The sequence below is a fragment of the Mycobacterium sp. MMS18-G62 genome (assembly GCF_053877835.1).
In genome coordinates this window covers 2,738,814-2,758,587 of the sequence record NZ_CM132662.1, presented here as the reverse complement: position 1 = coordinate 2,758,587, position 19,774 = coordinate 2,738,814, and the positions used below count along the sequence as shown (strand labels likewise).

Sequence of the window (19,774 nt, the reverse complement as noted above, 5' to 3'; positions counted from 1 at the left end):
ACCCTGAGCCGGAGAAGCCGTACCGCGGCAGCAACAACCTCCTATCGTGACAACCGATGGCGCTTCACCTTCACCGTGCCGAGCGCACCGATCTACTCGCCGACGGCCTCGGCCGACTGCTGTCCACTCCCCTATCCGATCCGTTCGCCGAGGAGCTGGTCATCGTCCCGGCCAAGGGCGTGGAGCGTTGGTTGAGCCAACGGCTCTCGCACATTCTCGGCCGCGGTGGCGGGCAGGACGGCGTGTGCGCCGGCATCGCGTTCCGCAATCCACGGTCGCTGATCGCGGAGATCACAGACACAGTCGACGACGACCTGTGGTCGCCCGACGCAATGGTGTGGCCGCTACTCGAAGTGATCGACTGCAGCCTCGACGAGCCCTGGTGCCGCACGCTCGCGACCCACCTCGGCCACTTCGAAGCCGGCGATGAACAAGAACTGCGACAGGGCCGCCGCTACGCCGTCGCGCGGCGCCTGGCCGGATTGTTCGCGTCCTACGGTCGGCAGCGGCCGCAGCTGCTCATCGACTGGGAACGTGATATCGCCGGCGATATCGATTCCGACCTGGATTGGCAGCCTCCGCTCTGGCGTGCCCTACTAGATCGAGTCGACGCCGACCCGCCTCACATCCGACACGCCAAAACGCTTGGCCGCCTTCAGGAATCACCGATGGACCTGCCGGAGCGGCTGTCGCTGTTCGGGCACACCCGACTGCCGGCCACCGAAATCGAACTGCTGCACGCACTGTCCACCCATCACGACCTTCACCTGTGGCTGCCCCATCCCAGCGACCACCTCTGGGCGTCGCTCACCGGTCACCACGGACCCCTCCCTCGTCGCGACGACACCAGCCACCGCGAAGTCGGACACCCGCTGCTCGCCACCCTCGGCCGCGATCTGCGCGAGCTTCAGCGCAGTCTGCCCGCCGACCCGGAGACCGACGAATACCTCGGTGGCCGTGTGCATCCCGACACGCTGCTCGGCTGGCTGCAGTCCGACATCACCGCCAACGCCGTCCGTCGAAACGGCCGCAGGCTACGCGACGACGACCGCTCCGTGCAGGTTCACAGCTGCCACGGGCCGGCACGCCAGATCGACGTGCTGCGCGAGGTCCTGCTCGGGTTGCTCGCCGACGACCCGACGCTCGAACCACGCGACATCTTGGTCATGTGCCCGGACATCGAGACCTATGCGCCGTTGATCAACGCCGACTTCGGTCTCGGTGACGTCGTGCAGGGTGCGCATCCGGCGCATCGGCTCAGAGTCCGGCTCGCCGACCGCTCGCTGATCCAGACAAACCCGTTGCTGGGTGTCGCGAGCCAGCTGCTGAGCCTGGCGGGCAGCCGCGTCACCGCCAGCGAGGTGCTCAACCTCGCGCAGGCGCCACCCGTGCGGGCGCGGTTCAGGTTCACCGACGACGACCTCGAAAGCATCACCCGCTGGGTTCGGCAGGCGAACATCCGCTGGGGATTCGACCAAGAGCATCGCAAGCCGTTCGGCGTCGACTTCGTCCACAACACTTGGCGTTTCGGCATCGACCGGGTGCTGGCCGGCGTCGCGCTCAGCGACGACTCGCACGCATGGATCGGCTCGACGCTGCCGCTCGACGACGTCAGCAGCAACCGCGTCGAGCTGGCAGGCAAGCTCGCCGAGTACGTCGACCGGCTACAGCGGACAGTCGACAGGCTCAACGGCGCACGGCCGCTTGACGATTGGCTCACCGCGCTGGACGACGGCATCGCCCTGCTGGCCAAAGTCGACGACAACGACGCGTGGCAGGTCAGCCAGATGCAACGCGAGTTCGCCGAGGTGCTCGCGACGGCCGGTCCGCGCGCTCACACGATCATGCGGCTACCCGACATTCGCGCGCTGCTCGGACGGCACCTCGCCGGACGGCCCACCCGGGCGAACTTCCGTACCGGCACGCTGACCGTGTGCACGATGGTGCCGATGCGCTCAGTGCCGCATCGGGTGGTGTGCCTCGTCGGTCTCGACGACGGTGTGTTCCCGCGACTGGGCATCGTCGACGGTGACGACATACTCGCGCGCAACCCGATGACCGGCGAACGCGACATCCGCTCTGAGGACAGGCAATTGCTGCTCGATGCGATCGGCGCAGCCACCGAGAAGCTGGTCATCACCTACACCGGCGCCAACGAATACTCGGGCCAGGACCGTCCACCCGCGGTGCCGCTTGCCGAACTGCTGGACACGCTGGACATCACCACCGCCGACAAGGTGCGGGACCGCATCGTCGTCAAACACCCGTTGCAGCCCTTCGACATTCGTAACGTCATCCCGGGCAAGCTGATCCCGCGCGACCCGTTCACATTCGATCCGACTGTGCTGCGGGCCGCCAAGGCCAGCGCCAGCAAGCGCAAGGAGCAACCGCCGTTCATCTCCGGCCCCCTGCCGGCTGCGACGGCCGACGACGTCGTGCTCGAAGACCTCGTCGCGTTCTACAAAGACCCGGTCAAGGGTTTCTTCCGCGCGCTGGACTACACGCTGCCATGGGATGTCGACGGGGTAGAGGACGCCATGCCCGTCGACATCAACGCGCTGGAGGAGTGGACCGTGGGCGATCGCATGCTGCAGGACATGCTGCGCGGAATGACACCCGACGAAGCACGCCAAGCCGAGTGGCGGCGAGGCACCTTGCCGCCGGGGCAACTGGGTTGGCGCAAGGCCACCGAGATCAAGGATCAGGCCGCGCTGCTCGCCACCACGGCACTGCACTACCGATACACGGATGCGCAGGCCTATGACGTCGACATCGACCTCGGGGCGGGCCGGCGGTTGACCGGCACCGTATCTCCGGTGTTCGGCGACCGACTGGTGTCCGTGACGTATTCCAAGCTCGACGGCAAGCACCTGCTCGAATCGTGGATTCCGTTGCTGGCCTTGCTCGCTCGTGATCCCGCGATGGACTGGCACGCGGTGTGCATCGGCCGCGCGAAGAAGGGCTCCAGGCCACGGGAGGAAGGGCTGGGCCGTCCCGACGTGGATGCGGTCGAGGTGCTGCGCGAGCTGGTGGCGGTCTACGACGCGGGACGGCGCGAGCCGATTCCGTTGCCCATCAAGACGTCCTACGCGTGGGCGGTGGCCAAGCACTGCGGCGATGTCCCCGAGCAGGCGGCGAGATATCGGTGGAAGTCCAGCGACCGTTACCCCGCTGAGGACCAGGCGCCGGCACATGTCCGTGCATGGGGTCCGGGTGCATATCTGTCGGATCTCGTCGACAAGGGCTTGGACACCTACGCTGCGCGCGTGTGGCTGCCGATGCTGCGCGCCGAGAGGCCGGTGTGATGGACCGTTTCGACCTGCTGGGCACGCTGCCCGTCGAGAAGTCGACGACGGTGCTGGAGGCCAGCGCCGGAACCGGCAAGACGTTCGCGTTGGCGGGATTGGTGACGCGGTATGTCGCCGAGGGCGCGGCGACGCTCGACCAGATGCTGCTGATCACGTTCGGGCGTGCCGCGAGCCAGGAGCTACGGGAGCGGGTCCGCGACCAGATCGTCCATGCGCTCAAGGCTTTCGACGATCCGACGCTGGTCGGCGACAACCAGGTGGTAGCTCACCTGCTCAAGGGGTCGGACGACGAACGCGCCGTAAGACGGCTCAACCTGCGTGACGCGTTGGCGAGCTTCGACGCAGCGACGATCGCGACCACGCATCAGTTCTGCCAACTGGTGCTGAAATCGCTGGGCGTGGCGGGCGACAGCGACTCCGGCGTCGTGTTGGTCGAGAGCCTCGACGAACTGGTCACCGAGATCGTCGACGACCTGTATCTGGCGCACTTCGGGCAGGACCGCGACGATCCCGTCCTGACGTACAGAGACGCGCTGCGGCTGGCCCGGGAAGTCGTAAATCACCCGTCGACAGAGCTGCGGCCGCTGGACCCCGAACCGGACTCGCGGGCCGCGGTATGCATCGAGTTCGCGAAAGATGTTCTGGCCGAATTGGAAAGACGCAAGCGGCGGCTCGGGATCCTTGGCTACGACGACCTGCTCATTCGGCTGGCCACCGCGCTCGCGGCCGACGACTCCCCCGCGCAGGTTCGGATGCATCGGCGGTGGCCGATCGTGATGGTCGACGAGTTCCAGGACACCGACCCGGTGCAGTGGCAGGTGATAGACCGTGCGTTCAGCGGGCGTTCCACGGTGATCCTGATCGGCGATCCGAAGCAGGCCATCTACGCGTTCCGCGGCGGCGACATCGTCACGTATCTGAAGGCGGCGGAGACAGCGGGCGACAAGATGACCCTCGGCACGAACTGGCGCAGCGACGGAGCGCTCGTCGACCGTCTGCAGGCCGTGTTGCGCGGCGCTGAACTCGGCGACCCCAGGATCGTCGTGCACGACGTCGACGCGTACCACCAAGGCAGCCGCCTCGCCGGTGCACCGCGCAGCGACCCCTTCCGGCTGCGAGTGGTCAAGCGGGAAACGTTCGGCCGCAGCGGCATTCAGAACCTGGCGATCGACGACCTGCGCGAGCACATCGGCAAGGATCTCGCCGCGGACATCCGACAGCTACTCGCCAGCCCGGCCACGTTCGACGGCGAGAGGCTGCAGGCCCACGACATCGCGGTGATCGTCGAGAGCCACAAGGACGCCCGCGCCTGCCACCGCGCGCTCACCGACGCCGGTGTGCCGTCGGTGTACACCGGCGACTCGGACGTGTTCGGCTCGGAGGCCGCCGAGGACTGGCTCGCACTGTTGGAGGCGTTCGATCAGCCGCACCGCTCAGGCGTCGTGCGCGCCGCGGCGTCGACGATGTTCTTCGGCGAGACGGCCGAATCGTTGGCGGCCGGCGGTGACAAGTTGACCGACCGAGTCGCAGAAACACTGCGCGAGTGGGCCGGTCATGCGCGCGAGCGCGGTGTGGCCGCAATCTTCGAGGCTGCGCAGTTGAGCGGCATGGGCGACCGCGTGCTGTCATGGCAGGGCGGCGAGCGGCACATGACCGATCTCGCCCATATGACGCAGATGCTGCAGGAGGCCGCGCACCGCGAGCACTACAACCTGCCCGCGCTCCGAGACTGGCTGCGGACCCAACGCGAAGAGCGCAGTGGCGCAACGGAACGCAATCGCCGCCTCGACAGCGACGCGGCCGCCGTGCAGATCATGACGGTGTGGGTGAGCAAGGGCCTGCAATATCCGGTGGTGTATCTGCCGTTCGCGTTCAACCGCAACGTCCAGGAGCGCGAACTCGTGCTGTTCCACGACGGCGATGTCCGGTGCCTGCATGTCGGCGGCAAGGACAGCGCAGATTACGACGCTGTCGCTGCACTGGGCCGCAAGGAGGCGGCCAGCGACGACAGCCGGTTGACCTATGTCGCGATGACGCGGGCGCAGTCGCAAGTGGTCGCGTGGTGGTCACCGGCATACGACGAGCCCAACGGGGGCCTGTCTCGCCTGCTGCGAGGACGGCAGCCTACAGAGTCGACGGTGCCCGATCGCTGTGTGCCCGCGAAGATCTCCGATGACGACGCGATGGCGCGGCTGCGGGCATGGGAAGCAGCGGGCGGGCCGGTGATCGAGGAGTCCGTCGTGGCGCCGGCGGCGGCGTTCCCTGACGACCGCGAGCGAGTCGAGTTCTCCGCCCGGCACTTCCACCGCACGATCGACACCACCTGGCGGCGCACGTCGTACTCGGGCCTGATCCGGGCCGCGGAGGCCAGCGGTGTCAGCAGCGAACCCGAAGTCGTCGAATTGGACGACGAGGTTGCCGACATACCCGTCGTCCAGCCGGCGTCCGGGCGAAGTGTGCCGTCGCCGATGGCGGACCTGCCCGCGGGCGCCACGTTCGGGACGTTGGTGCATGCGGTGTTGGAGACGGCGGACCCGTTCGCGGCGGATCTGACCGCGGAGCTCCAAGCGCAGATCCGTGAGCACTCGGTGTGGTGGCCGGTGGACGTCGCGCCTGCCGAGTTGGCGGCGGCGCTGGTGCCGATGCACGACACCCCGCTGGGGCCGTTGGCGGACGGGGTGACTCTGCGACAGATCGGGCTGCCGGATCGCCTGCGCGAATTGGACTTCGAGCTTCCGCTGGCAGGCGGTGATCTGCGAGCGTCGGCGCCGGATATCCGGCTGGCCGACGTGGGCGTGCTGCTGCGCGAGCACCTCCCGGCCGACGACGTCCTGGCAAGCTATGCCGACAGGTTGACGGGTGACGCGCTGGGAAGCCAGTCGCTGCGCGGGTATCTGAGCGGGTCGGTCGACGTGGTGCTGCGCGTCAACGGTCGTTATTTGGTGGTCGATTACAAGACGAACTGGCTGGGCGACGGCGACCGGCCGTTGACGTCGGCGGACTACGACCTGGCGCGGATGACCGAGGCGATGCTGCACTCCGACTATCCACTGCAAGCACTACTGTATTCCGTTGTACTGCATCGTTTTCTGCGGTGGCGGCAACGCGATTACGATCCTTCGCGCCATCTGGGTGGTGTGCTGTATCTGTTTGTCCGCGGGATGTGCGGGGCAGACACTCCGTCGCACGACGGGCATCCTGCCGGAGTTTTCAGCTGGCAGCCACCCACGTCGCTCATCACCGAGCTGTCGGATCTGCTTGACGCGGGGAGGGCGGCGGCATGACCATCGAGCTGGCAGTCGACGACACTGGCGTGTTCGACTACGCGGATGTGCATGTGGCGCAACGACTGACTGCGCTGCGTGAGGAAACCGACGAACGTGTGGCGCTGGCCGTCGCGTGGCTGGTGCGAGCGCTGCGCGGTGGTTCGGTGTGCATTGATCTGGCGTCGCCCGAGTTGGCGGATCTGGCAGCGGCGGTGAAAGCGAGTCCACTGCTGGCCGACCCACCGATTCTGCGGCTGAACGGCGATCTGCTGTATCTGGACCGGTATTGGCGCGAAGAGCAGCAAGTGTGTGACGACATACTCGCGATGGTCAAGGCGAGACCCGCGCAGGTCTCGCCCGACGTCGAGCGGCTGTTCCCGAAGGGATTCGAGGAGCAGCGCGCCGCCGCGAAAATAGCGCTGTCGCAGGGGCTCACGGTGTTGACCGGCGGTCCGGGAACGGGCAAGACGACGACGGTAGCGCGGCTGTTGGCGTTGCTTGCCAGCGGCACGCGCTTACGGATTGCGCTCGCGGCGCCGACGGGTAAGGCTGCGGCACGGCTGCAGGAGGCGGTGCAGCTGGAAGTCGCGAAGCTCGATCCGTCGGACCAAGAGGCGTTGATCGGCCTGCACGCCACGACACTGCATCGGCTACTGGGCAGCAAGCCGGACACGTCGGCCAGGTTCAGGCACCATCGCGGGAATCGACTGCCCCACAACGTGATCGTGGTGGATGAGACGTCGATGGTATCGCTGACGATGATGGCCAGGCTGTTGGAGGCGGTGCGGCCAGAGACACGTCTGGTATTGGTCGGCGATCCGGATCAGCTGGCGTCGGTGGAAGCAGGCGCGGTGCTGGCGGACCTCGTCGACGGGCTGGGCGAGGCGAAGGTCGCGGCGCTGAGGACGTCGCACCGGTTCGGAGAATCAATCGGTGAGTTGGCCACCGCGATCCGACTGGGTGATGCGGACCGGGCGATCGAGGTGCTGCGCGCCGGCGGTGACCACATCGAATGGATCGAGGCCGACGATCCGCGCGAGAGGTTGCGCAAAGTACTTGTGCCACATGCGCTTGCGCTGAGGACCGCGGCTGTTCTCGGTGACGAGAGCGCAGCGCTGGCGACACTCGACGAGCACCGGCTGTTGTGTGCACATCGGCGCGGCCAGTTCGGGGTGCAGCATTGGAACCGACAGGTCGAGCGGTGGCTCACGGAAGCGACGGGCGAGCCGATCTGGTCGTCGTGGTATGCGGGCCGGCCGGTGTTGGTGACGGCCAACGACTATGGGCTTGGGCTGTACAACGGCGACACCGGCGTGGCAGTGCTGCGCGACGGCGCGTTGAGGGTCGTCATCGGCGGCGCGGGCGAGACGCTGAGGTTCGCGACGAGCCGGCTGGCCGACGTCGAGACCATGCACGCGATGACAATTCACAAGAGCCAGGGCAGCCAGGCGGACGAGGTGACGGTGCTGCTGCCGCCCGAGGACTCGCGGCTGCTGACGCGTGAGCTGTTCTACACCGCAGTGACGCGCGCAAAGGACCGAGTGCGCGTGGTGGGGTCGGAGGCGGCATTGAGGGCCGCGATCGAGCGGCGGGCCGTTCGCGCGTCAGGGTTGGCGCAGCGGCTGCGCAGTTAGCAGGCGACGCGCGAGAAGAACGCGCCGGCGAGCACCGCGATGATGAGGGCCACGGTGGTCTGCCCCGAACTGGCGGCCACGACGACGCCGACGATGGCCGAGATGGCGATGATGAAGAGCAGGGCTCCGAGCAGCCAGCGAGTGTTGACCGCCGAGCGGTGGACCAGCGGCCGTGCAGGCTGACGGTGATTCAGCGGGTTCTCGTTCATGCCGACCATCGACCGTCCCTTCGCAGTGATGACGGACACAATGTATCGCATAAGTGACTGCGCTCACAGCACGGCGAGATTTCGGTTTACTAGCTCTACTAAGCTCAAATCATTAGCAGGACTAGCGATTTGGGGCCACGCGTATCCCAAGCATGCGTTTTCAGGCGTCAACACCTGCTGACGGCGTGAAAAAGTGCTCCTCAGCTCCACACTTTTCGCGCGCTAATCGCTGATGAGCACCGTCCGAAGCGGTACGGTGCAACCGGGTTGGTTACACAGCCCAACGGAAACGTCACGGCGGCGATCTGACATCCCCGCCGAACGGGTGCGAATCCCGACGTCAGCCGACATTCACGGTTGTGCGTCCGGGGGGGTTCGTGCCTACAGGGACAACAGCAACGATCACCTGCGGCGCGCTGCCGTGGTCGAACCGGCCTGGGTCTGTACAGTCAGGGCGTCCGAAACGCTCGGCTCCCCGCTCCGATTGGAGCGTCGGATCATTTGGGGTGAACAAGAGAGGGTTCCGCTCCTCCGTAATCACCGTCGGCCCCAGCAGGGGCGGCCGACGGTCGTACCCCAGCGGCTCCAACAGTGCCTCGTGCGCGCGATCGCGCGGCAGGCCATCGGCACAACGAACACACGGCGCCACAGCGCCGCAGCCAAAAGGATTGTCGTGAGCCAATTTACCGAGACGATGTATGCAAATGCCCGATGGAGTCTCAAGGGCATGGTCACCGGTGAGCCGGAAGATCCCGTCCGCCATACCTGGGCCGAGGTGCACGATCGCGCGCGCCGGGTGGCAGGAGGACTGGCCGCGTCGGGCGTAGGGCACGGCGACGCCGTCGCGGTGCTCGCGGGGGCGCCAGTCGAGATTGCCCCGACCGCGCAAGGCATTTGGATGCGTGGCGCCAGTTTGACCATGCTGCACCAGCCCACACCGCGCACCGATATGCAGCGCTGGGCCGAGGAAACCACCGCCGTCATCAACATGATCGACGCCGCGGCGGTGGTCGTCTCGGATCCGTTCATGCCCGCGGCGCCGGTGCTCGCCGAGCTGGGCATGCGGGTGCTGACGATCGCCGACCTGCTGGAGGGCCGACCTGTCCGGCCCGTCGACACCACCGACGGCGACATTGCGTTGATGCAATTGACATCCGGATCAACGGGTTCCCCGAAGGCCGTGCAGATCACGCACCGCAACTTCGTCGCAAATGCCGAGGCGATGATCATCGGCTGCGACTTCGACGTCGACACCGACGTGATCGTCAGCTGGCTTCCGTGCTTCCACGACATGGGGATGACGGGCTATCTGACTGTGCCGATGTATTACGGCGCCGAGCTCGTCAAGATCACTCCGATGGACTTCCTGCGCGATACGTTGTTGTGGGCCAAGCTGATTGACAAATACAAGGGCACCATGACGGCCGCGCCGAACTTCGCCTACAACCTGTTCGCCAAGCGGCTGCGCAGGCAGGCCACCCCCGGCCAGTACGACCTGTCGTCGCTGCGGTGGGCGTTGTCGGGCGCCGAGCAGGTCGACCCCCTCGACGTCGAGGATCTGTGCGATGCCGGCAAGCCGTTCGGGCTGCGGCCCGAGGCGATCATCCCCGCCTACGGCATGGCCGAGACGACAGTCGCAGTGTCGTTCTCCGAATGCGGCGGCGGCATGGTCATCGACGAGGTCGACGCCGACCTGCTGGCCGTCCTGCACCGCGCCGTCCCGGCGAGCAAGGGGCACACGCGACGACTGGTCTCGCTCGGCCCACCGCTCGAAGGGCTGGAAGTGCGCATCGTCGACGAGGACGGCAGCGTCCTGCCGTCGCGGGGTGTCGGCGTCATCGAGGTGCGCGGTGAACCGGTGACCAAGGGCTACACCACCGCCGCGGGATTCCTCAACGCGCAGGACGAGCGCGGCTGGTATGACACCGGTGACCTGGGCTATCTCACCGAAAAGGGCAACGTGGTGGTGTGCGGCCGGCTCAAGGACGTCATCATCATGGCCGGCAAGAACATCTACCCGACCGACATCGAGCGCGCCGCATCCCGCGTCCAGGGAGTGCGGCCTGGCTGTGCGGTGGCGGTGCGCCTGGACGCCGGGCACTCACGGGAGACGTTCGCCGTCGCGGTGGAATCCAAGGAGCACGACGACCCCGCCGAGGTGCGCCGCATCCAGCATCAGGTCGCCCACGAGGTGTTCGCCGAGGTCGATGTCCGGCCGCGAAATGTGGTGGTGCTGCAGCCCGGGATGATCCCGAAGACCCCGTCGGGCAAGCTGCGGCGCGCCCACGCGCTGGCACTGGTGAACTGACCGACCGACCGGGACATTTCGCGACCGGCGGCGAGTAGATTTGTCGCTCACGATGACCGACTACGACGCGCAGCCCGGTCGCCCGACGCAGTCGGAGACCGACTTGTCTCCCACACAGCTGGAGGCCGACGAGATCGACCTGTACGCCGGGCTGAGGGGCGTGGCCGGGCTGGTGGCCGGCGCTCGCGGGGTGGTCGATCTCCTCGGCGACGTGGCGGAATTCGCGGTGCATGCCATTCCCGGTGTCGACGGTGCGGGCGTCGCCCTCGTCCAGCCGCACGATGGTGCGCCGCGAGTCCGGACAGGCGCCGCCACAGCGGTTTTCGTCCATAACATCGACAATGTCCAGTACGAGGAGCTTAACGAGGGCCCGTGCATCACGTGTATGGAGACGCGGCGGCCCTGCCTCAGCGGTTCGCTGGGAAGTGACAAGCGGTGGCCACATTTCGGCGGAAGAGTGGCGAGAATGGGCGTTCATTCGGCGCTGTCGCTGCCGCTGATAGTGGGCGGTGAGGTGATCGGCGCGATTAACGCCTACGCCCGCAGCCGCGACGCGTTCGGCGAGCATGCCGTGCAACTGGGTTCACAGTTCGCCGGGCCGGCGGCGGTGTCGGTGTACAACGCTCAGCTGCTCGCGGGTGCGCAGGAACGGACGAAGGCGCTGCAGCGTGCTCTCGAAAGCCGAGCGGTGATCGACCAGGCGGTGGGCATCATTCGCAGTCGGTCGGGCGTCAGCGCGGAGGTGGCGTTCGACAGGCTCACCCGGCTCAGCCAGACCGAGAACATCAAGCTGCATCTCGTTGCCGAACGGATGGTGGAGGAGTCGGTGCGCCGAGCCCAGGCCCGGCATCGGCCTTAAGCCGGTGGGGCCGAAGCGAATTCGGCAATTGCGGCCAGCAGCTCAGGGCGGGCCCGCCGGTCGGTCATGAGTCGCCGTGCCACGTCGGTCAGGTGGTCGCCAAGCGCGTGCGCGTAGTCCCTCAGCAGTTGGAAGGCCTCCTCGATCGACACGTCGAGGCTCTCACGCAGGAAGCCTTTGGCTTGTTCGACGAGGATGCGCCGGGTCAGCGCGGAGCGCAGCTGCGGCATCACGGTCGCGGGCGTGTGCGGGTGTTCCTGCAGGATCGCGACGGAGGCGATGTGGGCCAAGGTTTGGCCGACGAGAAGATCCGCGCCGTTGAGTGCACCGGCCCGGACGCCGAAGAGGTTGAGTGCGCCCATGACGACGCCGGCGGCGCGCATCGGGACGGCGTGCACGGAGACAAACCCGGCGTCGAGCGCGGCCGGAACGAAGCGCGGCCAACGGTCGGCTTCGGCGTGAAGGTCGGCAATGGAGACCGGTTGACCGGCCAAATAGCAGTCGACACAAGGGCCTTCGTCGGCCTGGAGTTGGAAGAGCTCCAATTCGCGGGTTTCCTCGGAGGTGGCTGCGATCAGGCGGAGCTGGCCGAGCGGGTCGGCGAGCAGCAGCCCGGCCGACTCGACATCGAGCAGTTGGGCGCAGCGCTCGGCGAGATCGGTGAGCAGGTCGACGACGTCGAAGTCGTCGAGCAGACTGTCGACGAGCGTGACGACCGCGTCCAGTACCCGGGTTTCACGAGGGCTCTCGGTCATCTCGCACTCCGTCCTGGGTTCCGTAGTCGGCCTCGAGCCGCAGACGCCGGTCGAGGATGTCGCGGGCCACGTCGGTGGAGGTGCGGCCGGTGGCGTAGGCGTGGGCGCGGAGGCGCACCAGCGCCTCGGCGGGTTCGACGCCGAGTTGGGCGACCAGCATGCCGGTGGCCTGGCTTACCTCGGCGCGAGACAGCGCGTGAAGTTCGACCCAGGCGTTGCTCTCCGGGTCATTGACAGCGGATTGCAGGTCGGCGTCGAGCAGGTCGAGCATCGGGACGCCGGCTAGCTCGGCGGCGACGACCGCGGCGGAGAAGTGATCGCCCCTGAGGAGGCCTGGCTGGGCGCGGAAGAGGTCGAGGGCGCCGATGTGCTCACCGGCGACGAGGACGGGCATGGCGAAGACGCCGCGGATCTGATGGGAGAGCATCGCGGGGCCGTAGATCGGCCAGCGGGGGTCCTCTGGGTCGGCGAGGTCGGCTACGAGGACGGGGCTGTGATGGGCGACGGAGTCCAGGCACGGGCCCTCGCCGAGGGTGAACTGGAGTTCGTCGTAGATCCGCGCGAGGTCGCTGCTGCATCCGAGCGTTCCGCTGTTGGCGCCGTCGAAGACGATCGAGATGGCGGCGGCGTCGATGTCGAGGAGCACCACGCAGGCCTCGCAGAGCCGGTCAGCGGCCTCTGCCCCGCGCCGCCCGTCGACGGCGGCGATGAGTTGGTCAGGGATCGCCACATCTAGCCGAGCGGATGAGGTTCTATGTGGCGCGTCATACGACCAGCCTCCTCTAGTCGAGGGGGTTTTACGAGGGCGGGGTGTCGCGGCGGGCTGTTAGCGAGAACAGCTACGTTGTCGGCGAGCCGTTGCCGGCGGCGCAGCCAATCCGAGAGATCGTTGCAGAATGCGAGTTGACGGGCGGGATATCACCGTTTCGGGCAGCTTGCTGCAACCGCTTGCCCGGCGCACCAACGACATCTTGCGGCTGGTCCTTGCGACCGTCTTTCTGGCCGTCGTGGTCACGAGCTCGCTGATCACCCGCAACGAGTGGAACGAACTCGAGAAGTCGATCTCCCGGATCGTCGGGGTGCTGACGCCTACACAGTCCAACCTCGTCTACCTGATCTACGGCCTCGCGATCTTGGCGCTGCCGTTCATGATCTTGATCGGGTTGATCGTTTCCCGGCAGTGGAAGCTGCTCGGCGCTTACGCCGCCGCGGGGCTCGTCGCGATTCTTGCGCTGTCGATCACCGGAAGCGGCATCGCGGCGCCCCGATGGCACCTCGACCTGTCCGAGAAGCTCAACACGGTCTTGTCGCAATTCCTCGACGATCCGCGATGGATCGGGATGCTCGCCGCTGTCCTCACGGTGTCGGGCCCGTGGCTGCCTGCTCGCTGGAGGCGGTGGTGGTGGGCGCTGCTCCTCGCATTCGTGCCGATACATCTGGTGGTCAGCGCGGTCATTCCCGCACGCTCGCTGCTGGGTCTGGCGGTGGGCTGGTTCGTCGGCGCGTTGGTGGTGTTGATCGTGGGGACGCCGGCCTTGGAGGTTCCGCTCGACGGCGCGGTGCGGGCGTTGGGGCGGCGCGGTTTCGCGGTCAGCACGCTGACGGTAATGCGACCGGCCGGCCGCGGCCCGCTCGTGCTGAGCGCGGCATCGGCGGACGCTGTGGCGATCGTCGAGATGTACGGCCCGAACCAGCGCAGTGGCGTTGCGCTGCGCCAGCTTTGGCGCAAGTGGCGACTACGAGGTGGTGAAACCGCACCGCTGCAGGCATCGATGCACCGCGCTGTCGAGCATCGTGCGCTGATGTCGATCGCCATCGGCGCGGCGGGTCTCGCGAATGTGTCGACAATGGCCGTCGCGGCGCTCGACCGGGGCTGGATGTTGTACGCCCACACGCCTGAGCGCGGAACCCCGATCAGTGAGTGCGCCGCGGCGACACCGGTGGACCACGTGTGGAAGTTGTTGCAGGCGTTGCACGATCAGCAGATCTGCCACGGTGACTTGCGCAGCAAGAAGATCACTGTCGACGGGGGCGATGTGCTGCTCGGCGGCTTCGGCTATGCCGAGTTCGGCGCGACGGATGCCCAGCTTCAATCCGACGTCGCGCAGCTTCTGGTGACCACGACCGCGGTGTACGACGCGAAGTCCGCCGTGGGGGCCGCGATCGCCGCGTTCGGGAAGGACGCGGTTCTGACGGCGTCCGGCAGGCTGACGAAAGCGGCTGTGCCGGAGCGTATTCGGGATTCGATCACCGACGCGGGCGCGATCATGTCGGCTGCGCGTGACGAGGTCAAGCGACAAACGGGTGCGGACCAGATCGAGGCCGAGACGATCACCCGGTTCACCCGCAAGCAGGTCATCCAGCTGGTGTTGTTGGTGGCGCTGGTCTACGTGGCGTATCCGTTCATCAGCACGGTGCCAACGTTTTTCCACGAGCTGCGCACGGCCAACTGGTGGTGGGCACTGCTCGGGCTCGGGGTGTCGGCGCTGACGTATGTGGGTGCGGCGATGGCGCTGTGGGCGTGCGCCGACGGGTTGGCGAGCTACCGGAACCTCGCAATCATGCAGGTGGCCAACACTTTCGCGGCGACCACTACACCTGCGGGCGTCGGGGGGCTCGCGCTGAGTGTGCGGTTTCTGCAGAAGAGCGGTCTGGGGGCCGTGCGCGCGACGGCCGCGGTGGCGTTGCAGCAGACGGTGCAGGTGATCACCCATCTGGCATTGCTGATCTTCTTCAGTGCCGCGGCGGGGGCGACGGCTGACCTGTCGCATTTCGTGCCGTCCGTCACGATCCTGTACTTGGTCGGCGGTGTGGCGCTTGGAGTCGTCGGCACATTCATCTTGGTGCCGAGGCTGCGGCGTTGGCTGGAGACGGCGGTGCGGCCGCGGCTCAAGGAGGTACTGAGCGATCTGAGTGCCCTGACACGCGAGCCCAAACGGCTGGCGCTGATCGTATTGGGCTGCGCCGCGACCACTCTCGGTATGGCGCTGACGTTGTGGGCGAGCATCGAGGCGTTCGGCGGCACCACGTCGTTCGTCACGGTGACCGTGGTGACGATGGTCGGAGGGACGCTGGCGTCGGCGGCGCCAACCCCGGGCGGTGTGGGCGCGGTGGAAGCGGCGCTGATCGGTGGTCTGGCCGCGTTTGGGGTGACGGCGGCGATTGCGGTGCCGTCGGTGCTGCTGTATCGGGTGCTGACGTGTTGGCTGCCGGTGTTCATCGGTTGGCCGATCATGCGCTGGCTGACTCGCAACGACATGATCTAAAGCGGTGTTCGGCCGCCAATTGACGCGTTGGTAACGCCTGGGACGGTCGGCGCGATTACACCAGCGGCAACACCAACCTCTTTTGTCCCAGCTGCTGTGGAGGCCGCGTGCAACACCGATGGAGAGCTGCCGTCGGTGCGTTTGCGCTTGCGCTCCTGGCCGCCTTGGGCGTCTGTGCACCGGCGTCACATGCCGAGCCCGCGCCGGCGGGCAAGGATTTCTCGCGGCCGGCGATCGTCATTCTGGGGTACGGCCTCAATCCCGACGGCAGCCCGCGCTGGATTCTTCATACCCGCGTGCTGGCGGGTCTGGCCGCTGCGCAGTTCTTCCCGCAATCGCCGATCATCGTGACGGGCGGCAACCCGAAGAACGGCAACACCGAGGCCGGGGAGATGCGGAAGATGCTGCAGTTCATGGGCTTTCCGGATGACCGAATCATTGTGGAGGACAAGGCGAATAGCACAGTCCAGAACGCGCGGTTCTCGGTGCCGCTCGCGAAGAAGGCGGGCACGTCGGGCATCATCCTGGTGACGTCGTCGACGCATCAGGGCCGTGCCGATGGAGATTTCGTCGACGCCGGCGGCAACCTTCTCGCGACGGTGAGCTATCCGGACGGGGATCCGACTGTGAACGTCGCGCAGTTTGTGCGCGACGTCATCAGTCCGTTCACCAATCTTGGCTAGGGACACCGATACTGGTTCAGGCTTCGGCGGCGGTCCAGTCGTAGGGCAGGAACTTGCCGTCGAGGGTGACGACGACGCGATCGCCGGCCGGATGCGGCTTCTTCTCGACGTTCACACTGAAGTTGATGGCGCTCATGATGCCGTCGCCGAACTGCTCGTGGATGAGCTCCTTGATGGCGCCGCCGTAGACCTGAAGGACTTCGTAGAAGCGGTAGATCGTCGGGTCGGTGGGCACCGCGGTGGGAAGGCCGCCGCGCATGGGCACGGAGGCGAGCACAGGCACGGCCGACTCGTCGAGGCCGAGCATGTTCAAGAGCGTGCCCGCCGCATCGGGCGGGATGGGGTGCTGCCCGAGGAGGGCGGCCGTGGTCCAGACGACGGGCTTGCCGATGGCGTCGGCAAGCTGTTGCCACGTCAGGGCTTTCGCCAGACGGGCGGCGACGATCTGCTGGGTGATCTCGTCTCGGGTCATGCACCCATCATCGGCCGGACGCGCTCGCCGCGCGCGCCCGGCTCACGTCGGACGGATCAATCAGCGATGCCCGGCGTTGAATCCGGGCTCAGCCACCTCTGCTGGGGTGAGCTCGAACGGGGGCGGCGCGACGACCTCGGGGGCTGCCTCGTTGCCGCCTGTCCCTTCCGCGCCGCCGGTGGGAGCACCGCCGATGTCCTCGGTCGTCTCCCCTGCGACGTCCGGGGCGCCACTGGCGATCGGCTTCGGCGAGACCCATACCAGCAGATCCTGGACGCCGTCGTTGTAGACGACGCTGTTCGGCGTGTCCCCAACGACGTCGAAGTAGATCTTGCCGGGTATTCCGCCGCCGATGATCCGGTAGTTCTGCCCGCTCTCGGCGCGGGCGTTGAACAGCGCGGCGATGGGAATGCCACCGTCGTTGGTCACCATTGCTTCGTACAGCCGGCCGTTGTGGGGCACGGCGTCCGAACTCTTTTTCAGTCCCTGAACCGTGTACGTGATCATCGGGTTGCCGTAGGCGTCGTTGAGTGACTCCGGCTGACCGTATGTCTTGATGTTGTTGGCGGCCGAAGCCGGAAACGCCGTAGCCATGCCGATCGCGACCACGGCGACGCCAATCGGCGCCACAAGTTTCTTGACGTTCATCCTTACTCCCCTTGTGTCGACGCTGTATCCAGCGCGAAACCTTACCCCGGCGGATCCATTTGAAAACGCAAATCGCGAGGTCGTGACTTTTGCCCTTGCGGTAGGCGCTCAGCGTACCGTTCGATCGTGCAGGTTGACGTGATGACGGTTCCGCAGCCGTTGAACAAGATTGGCGATGTTGCCCGCCGTACACAGACGGCCGGATTCTCGGGTCTGCTCTTCACCGAGACGGGTCGCACGGCCTATCTGAACGCGGCGGTCGCGTCGCAAGCCGCGCCAGGTCTTGAGCTGTCGACCGGTGTCGCCGTGGCGTTTCCGCGAAGTCCGTTCGTGACGGCGGCGACGGCGTGGGAGCTGCAGGAGGCTACCGGCGGGAAGTTCCGGCTGGGCCTGGGCACGCAGGTGCGCACGCACGTCGTGAGGCGGTACGGGATGGCGTTCGAGCGGCCGGGGCCGCGGCTTCGGGATTACGTGTTGGCGGTGAAGGCCTGCTTCGCCGCGTTCCGTACCGGCAAGCTCGATCATCACGGGGAGTTCTACGACATCGACTTCATCAGCCCGCAGTGGAGCGCGGGACCGATCGACGCACCGGATCCAAAGGTGGACATCGCGGCGGTGAATCCGTGGATGCTGCGGATGGCCGGTGAGGTGGCCGACGGCGTTCATGTGCATCCGCTGGGCGAGCCGGGCTATCTGGCAATGCACGTCGTGCCGAATGTGGCCGCTGGAGCGGCGAAGTCGGGGCGCTCAGCAGAAGACGTCGCGGTGATCGTGCCGGTGATGACGATCGTCGGCGACACCGACGAGGAGCGTCACAACGAGCGTGAGCTGGTGCGAGCGAGCATGAGCTTCTACGGAAGCACGCCGAACTACGCGTTCATTTGGGACGAGGCAGGTTTCGAGGGGACGACCGCGCGCATCCGCGAGAAGCAGAAAGCGGGCGACTTCAAGGGGATGGCGGCGCAGATCACCGACGAACACATCGCGACGTTCGCGACCGAGTCAACGTGGGACCGCTTGGCGGACACGCTGATCGAGAAGTACGACGGAATCGCCACGCGCGTCGTGCTGTACAACGCGCTAGCCGATCCAGAACGGTTCGCGCGTTACGGCACTGTAGCCCAAAGGATTCAAGCCGCCAGCTCCGTCAGGTGACGGAGCTGATGCTTGCGTCGCAGATGGGTACGTCGACGCTCATCGGATGCGAGACGAACCCGTTGGGCGGAGTGACGACCAGGTTGCCCCAGCGCGGGCACGCATTTCCGGTCGCGGTGTCGATAGCGGCGGCCGTGACGTCTGCGGTCGCGACGTCACCGGGGTTCAGCGTCAGATGGTGCGCTGCGTTGGCGGGCCGCCGGGGCACGTTGATCAGAACACCGCCGACCGGCGTGACGAGGTCTGCGCCGGGATAGCCGACAAGCGTGCACGAGCGGGACGACGTGTTTGTGAAGGTAAGTGTGACCTGACGTTGGGTATCGGCAGACTGCAAAGGCCCGTTGGTGACGGTCAAGTCGTCATCGGAGCAGTTGCCCGAGGCCACAGGCGCGGGCGCGCTTGGCGCAGAGGTCACGGTGACGGTCGCGGGCGCGGCGGGCGGCGCGGGGGCAGTGGTAACCGGCGCAGCCGACGTTTGTGGCGCGGCTGTCACGGTCACGGTGGTGGCGGGCGCGGCAGGCGTCGCCCTCTCGGCAGAACAGCCTGCGAGCAAAACGACCGGCAGCAGGGCCAGCATCATCGGTTTCATGTCCAGCTCTCCTAACCTGAGGTATGAGGCCCCTGGTGGGCCTGGTGTCGAAAGCTTGCGGCAGATGGCTTGGCGAATTCTTGAAGCGCCACGCTGTCCGGTCTCCAGCAGCGGGAATGAAACTCGCGGATCGGCGCTTTCAGAGCACATGAGAAGCCTCACCGAGACCGAACGCCAGGATTTTCTCGCCGCTCTACACGTGGGCGTGCTGTCCATCGCAGCTTCCGACGGTCGCCCGCCGGCCAGTGTGCCGATCTGGTACGACTACGCCCCCGGCGGCAACATCCGGATAAACACCTCGGCGTCAAGTCGCAAGGCCAAGCTCATTGAACGCGCGGGTGCGGTGACGCTCGTCGCTCAACGCGAAGAGCCGCCGTATCAGTACGTCGTCGTCGAGGGCACCGTCGTCGACACCACCACACCCGCTCCGATAGATGTGCGGGAAGCGATCGCCATCCGCTACCTCGGTGAGGAAGGCGGGCGCGCGTTCGTCCAGGGCTACCAACCGTCGGACACCGTGTTGTTCACCGTCCGCCCCGACCGCTGGCTAAGCGCCGACTTCTCCGACGAGACGTAAGTCAACGGCTGACGGGCGGTTGCTTAACTCCGCCAACATGTTTCA

The 19,774-nt window shown here is 66.7% G+C and carries 15 protein-coding genes; 9 read left to right on the top strand and 6 right to left on the bottom strand.

Annotated features, from left to right (window positions below; translation table 11 throughout):
• Positions 1-56: 56 nt before the first annotated feature.
• Genes recC through recD form a run of 3 tightly spaced genes read left to right on the top strand, consistent with a single transcriptional unit; the run spans position 57 to position 8,208 of the window.
• Positions 57-3,305, top strand: a complete 3,249-nt coding sequence (recC, locus tag ACWW36_RS13795; protein WP_456142073.1) for an exodeoxyribonuclease V subunit gamma — start codon at positions 57-59, stop codon at positions 3,303-3,305.
• Positions 3,305-6,592, top strand: coding sequence for an exodeoxyribonuclease V subunit beta (gene recB / locus ACWW36_RS13790; RefSeq protein ID WP_456142481.1), 3,288 nt, complete (start codon positions 3,305-3,307; stop codon positions 6,590-6,592). Before recC ends, recB begins: the two co-directional genes overlap by 1 nt.
• Positions 6,589-8,208: an exodeoxyribonuclease V subunit alpha gene (recD, locus tag ACWW36_RS13785; RefSeq protein ID WP_456142072.1), complete on the top strand. Its 1,620-nt coding sequence runs from the start codon at positions 6,589-6,591 to the stop codon at positions 8,206-8,208. The genes recB and recD overlap by 4 nt, the downstream gene beginning before the upstream one ends.
• On the opposite strand, the gene ACWW36_RS13780 is transcribed toward recD, so the two are convergent.
• Positions 8,205-8,426: a hypothetical protein gene (locus tag ACWW36_RS13780; RefSeq protein WP_456142071.1), complete on the bottom strand. Its 222-nt coding sequence runs from the start codon at positions 8,424-8,426 to the stop codon at positions 8,205-8,207. The two genes, recD and ACWW36_RS13780, sit on opposite strands and share 4 nt — an antisense overlap.
• A gap of 664 nt (positions 8,427-9,090) precedes the next feature.
• Here ACWW36_RS13780 and ACWW36_RS13775 point away from each other — a divergent pair.
• Entirely contained in the window at positions 9,091-10,725 is a 1,635-nt protein-coding gene (locus ACWW36_RS13775) for a fatty acyl-AMP ligase (protein WP_456142070.1), read from the top strand.
• A gap of 52 nt (positions 10,726-10,777) precedes the next feature.
• Positions 10,778-11,584 (top strand): GAF and ANTAR domain-containing protein, encoded by an 807-nt coding sequence (locus ACWW36_RS13770; protein ID WP_456142069.1) that lies wholly within the window; start codon positions 10,778-10,780, stop codon positions 11,582-11,584.
• On the opposite strand, the gene ACWW36_RS13765 is transcribed toward ACWW36_RS13770, so the two are convergent.
• Positions 11,581-12,339, bottom strand: coding sequence for a GAF and ANTAR domain-containing protein (locus ACWW36_RS13765; RefSeq protein WP_456142068.1), 759 nt, complete (start codon positions 12,337-12,339; stop codon positions 11,581-11,583). The two genes, ACWW36_RS13770 and ACWW36_RS13765, sit on opposite strands and share 4 nt — an antisense overlap.
• Positions 12,320-13,069, bottom strand: coding sequence for a GAF and ANTAR domain-containing protein (locus ACWW36_RS13760; RefSeq protein WP_456142067.1), 750 nt, complete (start codon positions 13,067-13,069; stop codon positions 12,320-12,322). Before ACWW36_RS13760 ends, ACWW36_RS13765 begins: the two co-directional genes overlap by 20 nt.
• Positions 13,070-13,235: 166 nt before the next feature.
• On the opposite strand from ACWW36_RS13760, the gene ACWW36_RS13755 reads away from it, so the two are divergent.
• Together ACWW36_RS13755 and ACWW36_RS13750 are read left to right on the top strand one after the other, a co-directional pair.
• Positions 13,236-15,605 (top strand): flippase-like domain-containing protein, encoded by a 2,370-nt coding sequence (locus tag ACWW36_RS13755; protein ID WP_456142066.1) that lies wholly within the window; start codon positions 13,236-13,238, stop codon positions 15,603-15,605.
• A gap of 107 nt (positions 15,606-15,712) precedes the next feature.
• Positions 15,713-16,288 (top strand): YdcF family protein, encoded by a 576-nt coding sequence (locus tag ACWW36_RS13750; protein WP_456142065.1) that lies wholly within the window; start codon positions 15,713-15,715, stop codon positions 16,286-16,288.
• Positions 16,289-16,304: 16 nt separating this feature from the next.
• Here ACWW36_RS13750 and cynS read toward each other — a convergent pair whose 3' ends face one another.
• Together cynS and ACWW36_RS13740 are read right to left on the bottom strand one after the other, a co-directional pair.
• Entirely contained in the window at positions 16,305-16,760 is a 456-nt protein-coding gene (gene cynS / locus ACWW36_RS13745; protein ID WP_456142064.1) for a cyanase, read from the bottom strand.
• Between the two features lie 60 nt (positions 16,761-16,820).
• Positions 16,821-17,408 (bottom strand): DUF1942 domain-containing protein, encoded by a 588-nt coding sequence (locus tag ACWW36_RS13740; protein ID WP_456142063.1) that lies wholly within the window; start codon positions 17,406-17,408, stop codon positions 16,821-16,823.
• A gap of 126 nt (positions 17,409-17,534) precedes the next feature.
• Between ACWW36_RS13740 and ACWW36_RS13735 the strand changes: the two genes are divergently transcribed.
• Positions 17,535-18,563, top strand: a complete 1,029-nt coding sequence (locus ACWW36_RS13735; protein WP_456142062.1) for a TIGR03617 family F420-dependent LLM class oxidoreductase — start codon at positions 17,535-17,537, stop codon at positions 18,561-18,563.
• Here ACWW36_RS13735 and ACWW36_RS13730 read toward each other — a convergent pair.
• A complete protein-coding gene (locus ACWW36_RS13730; RefSeq protein ID WP_456142061.1) occupies positions 18,556-19,152 on the bottom strand; it encodes a DUF4232 domain-containing protein in 597 nt (198 codons plus the stop codon). The genes ACWW36_RS13735 and ACWW36_RS13730 overlap by 8 nt on opposite strands.
• Positions 19,153-19,300: 148 nt before the next feature.
• Between ACWW36_RS13730 and ACWW36_RS13725 the strand changes: the two genes are divergently transcribed.
• Entirely contained in the window at positions 19,301-19,729 is a 429-nt protein-coding gene (locus tag ACWW36_RS13725; RefSeq protein ID WP_456142060.1) for a pyridoxamine 5'-phosphate oxidase family protein, read from the top strand.
• The last annotated feature ends 45 nt before the right edge of the window (positions 19,730-19,774 follow it).

Bases quoted from the DNA above. Each gene is read 5' to 3' on its own strand.
- cynS (WP_456142064.1), bottom strand. From the start codon at position 16,760: ATGACCCGAGACGAGATCACCCAGCAGATCGTCGCCGCCCGTCTGGCG.
- ACWW36_RS13765 (WP_456142068.1), bottom strand. From the start codon at position 12,339: ATGACCGAGAGCCCTCGTGAAACCCGGGTACTGGACGCGGTCGTCACG.
- recC (WP_456142073.1), top strand. From the start codon at position 57: ATGGCGCTTCACCTTCACCGTGCCGAGCGCACCGATCTACTCGCCGAC.
- ACWW36_RS13730 (WP_456142061.1), bottom strand. From the start codon at position 19,152: ATGAAACCGATGATGCTGGCCCTGCTGCCGGTCGTTTTGCTCGCAGGC.
- recD (WP_456142072.1), top strand. From the start codon at position 6,589: ATGACCATCGAGCTGGCAGTCGACGACACTGGCGTGTTCGACTACGCG.
- recB (WP_456142481.1), top strand. From the start codon at position 3,305: ATGGACCGTTTCGACCTGCTGGGCACGCTGCCCGTCGAGAAGTCGACG.
- ACWW36_RS13755 (WP_456142066.1), top strand. From the start codon at position 13,236: ATGCGAGTTGACGGGCGGGATATCACCGTTTCGGGCAGCTTGCTGCAA.
- ACWW36_RS13725 (WP_456142060.1), top strand. From the start codon at position 19,301: ATGAGAAGCCTCACCGAGACCGAACGCCAGGATTTTCTCGCCGCTCTA.
- ACWW36_RS13780 (WP_456142071.1), bottom strand. From the start codon at position 8,426: ATGGTCGGCATGAACGAGAACCCGCTGAATCACCGTCAGCCTGCACGG.
- ACWW36_RS13740 (WP_456142063.1), bottom strand. From the start codon at position 17,408: ATGAACGTCAAGAAACTTGTGGCGCCGATTGGCGTCGCCGTGGTCGCG.
- ACWW36_RS13770 (WP_456142069.1), top strand. From the start codon at position 10,778: ATGACCGACTACGACGCGCAGCCCGGTCGCCCGACGCAGTCGGAGACC.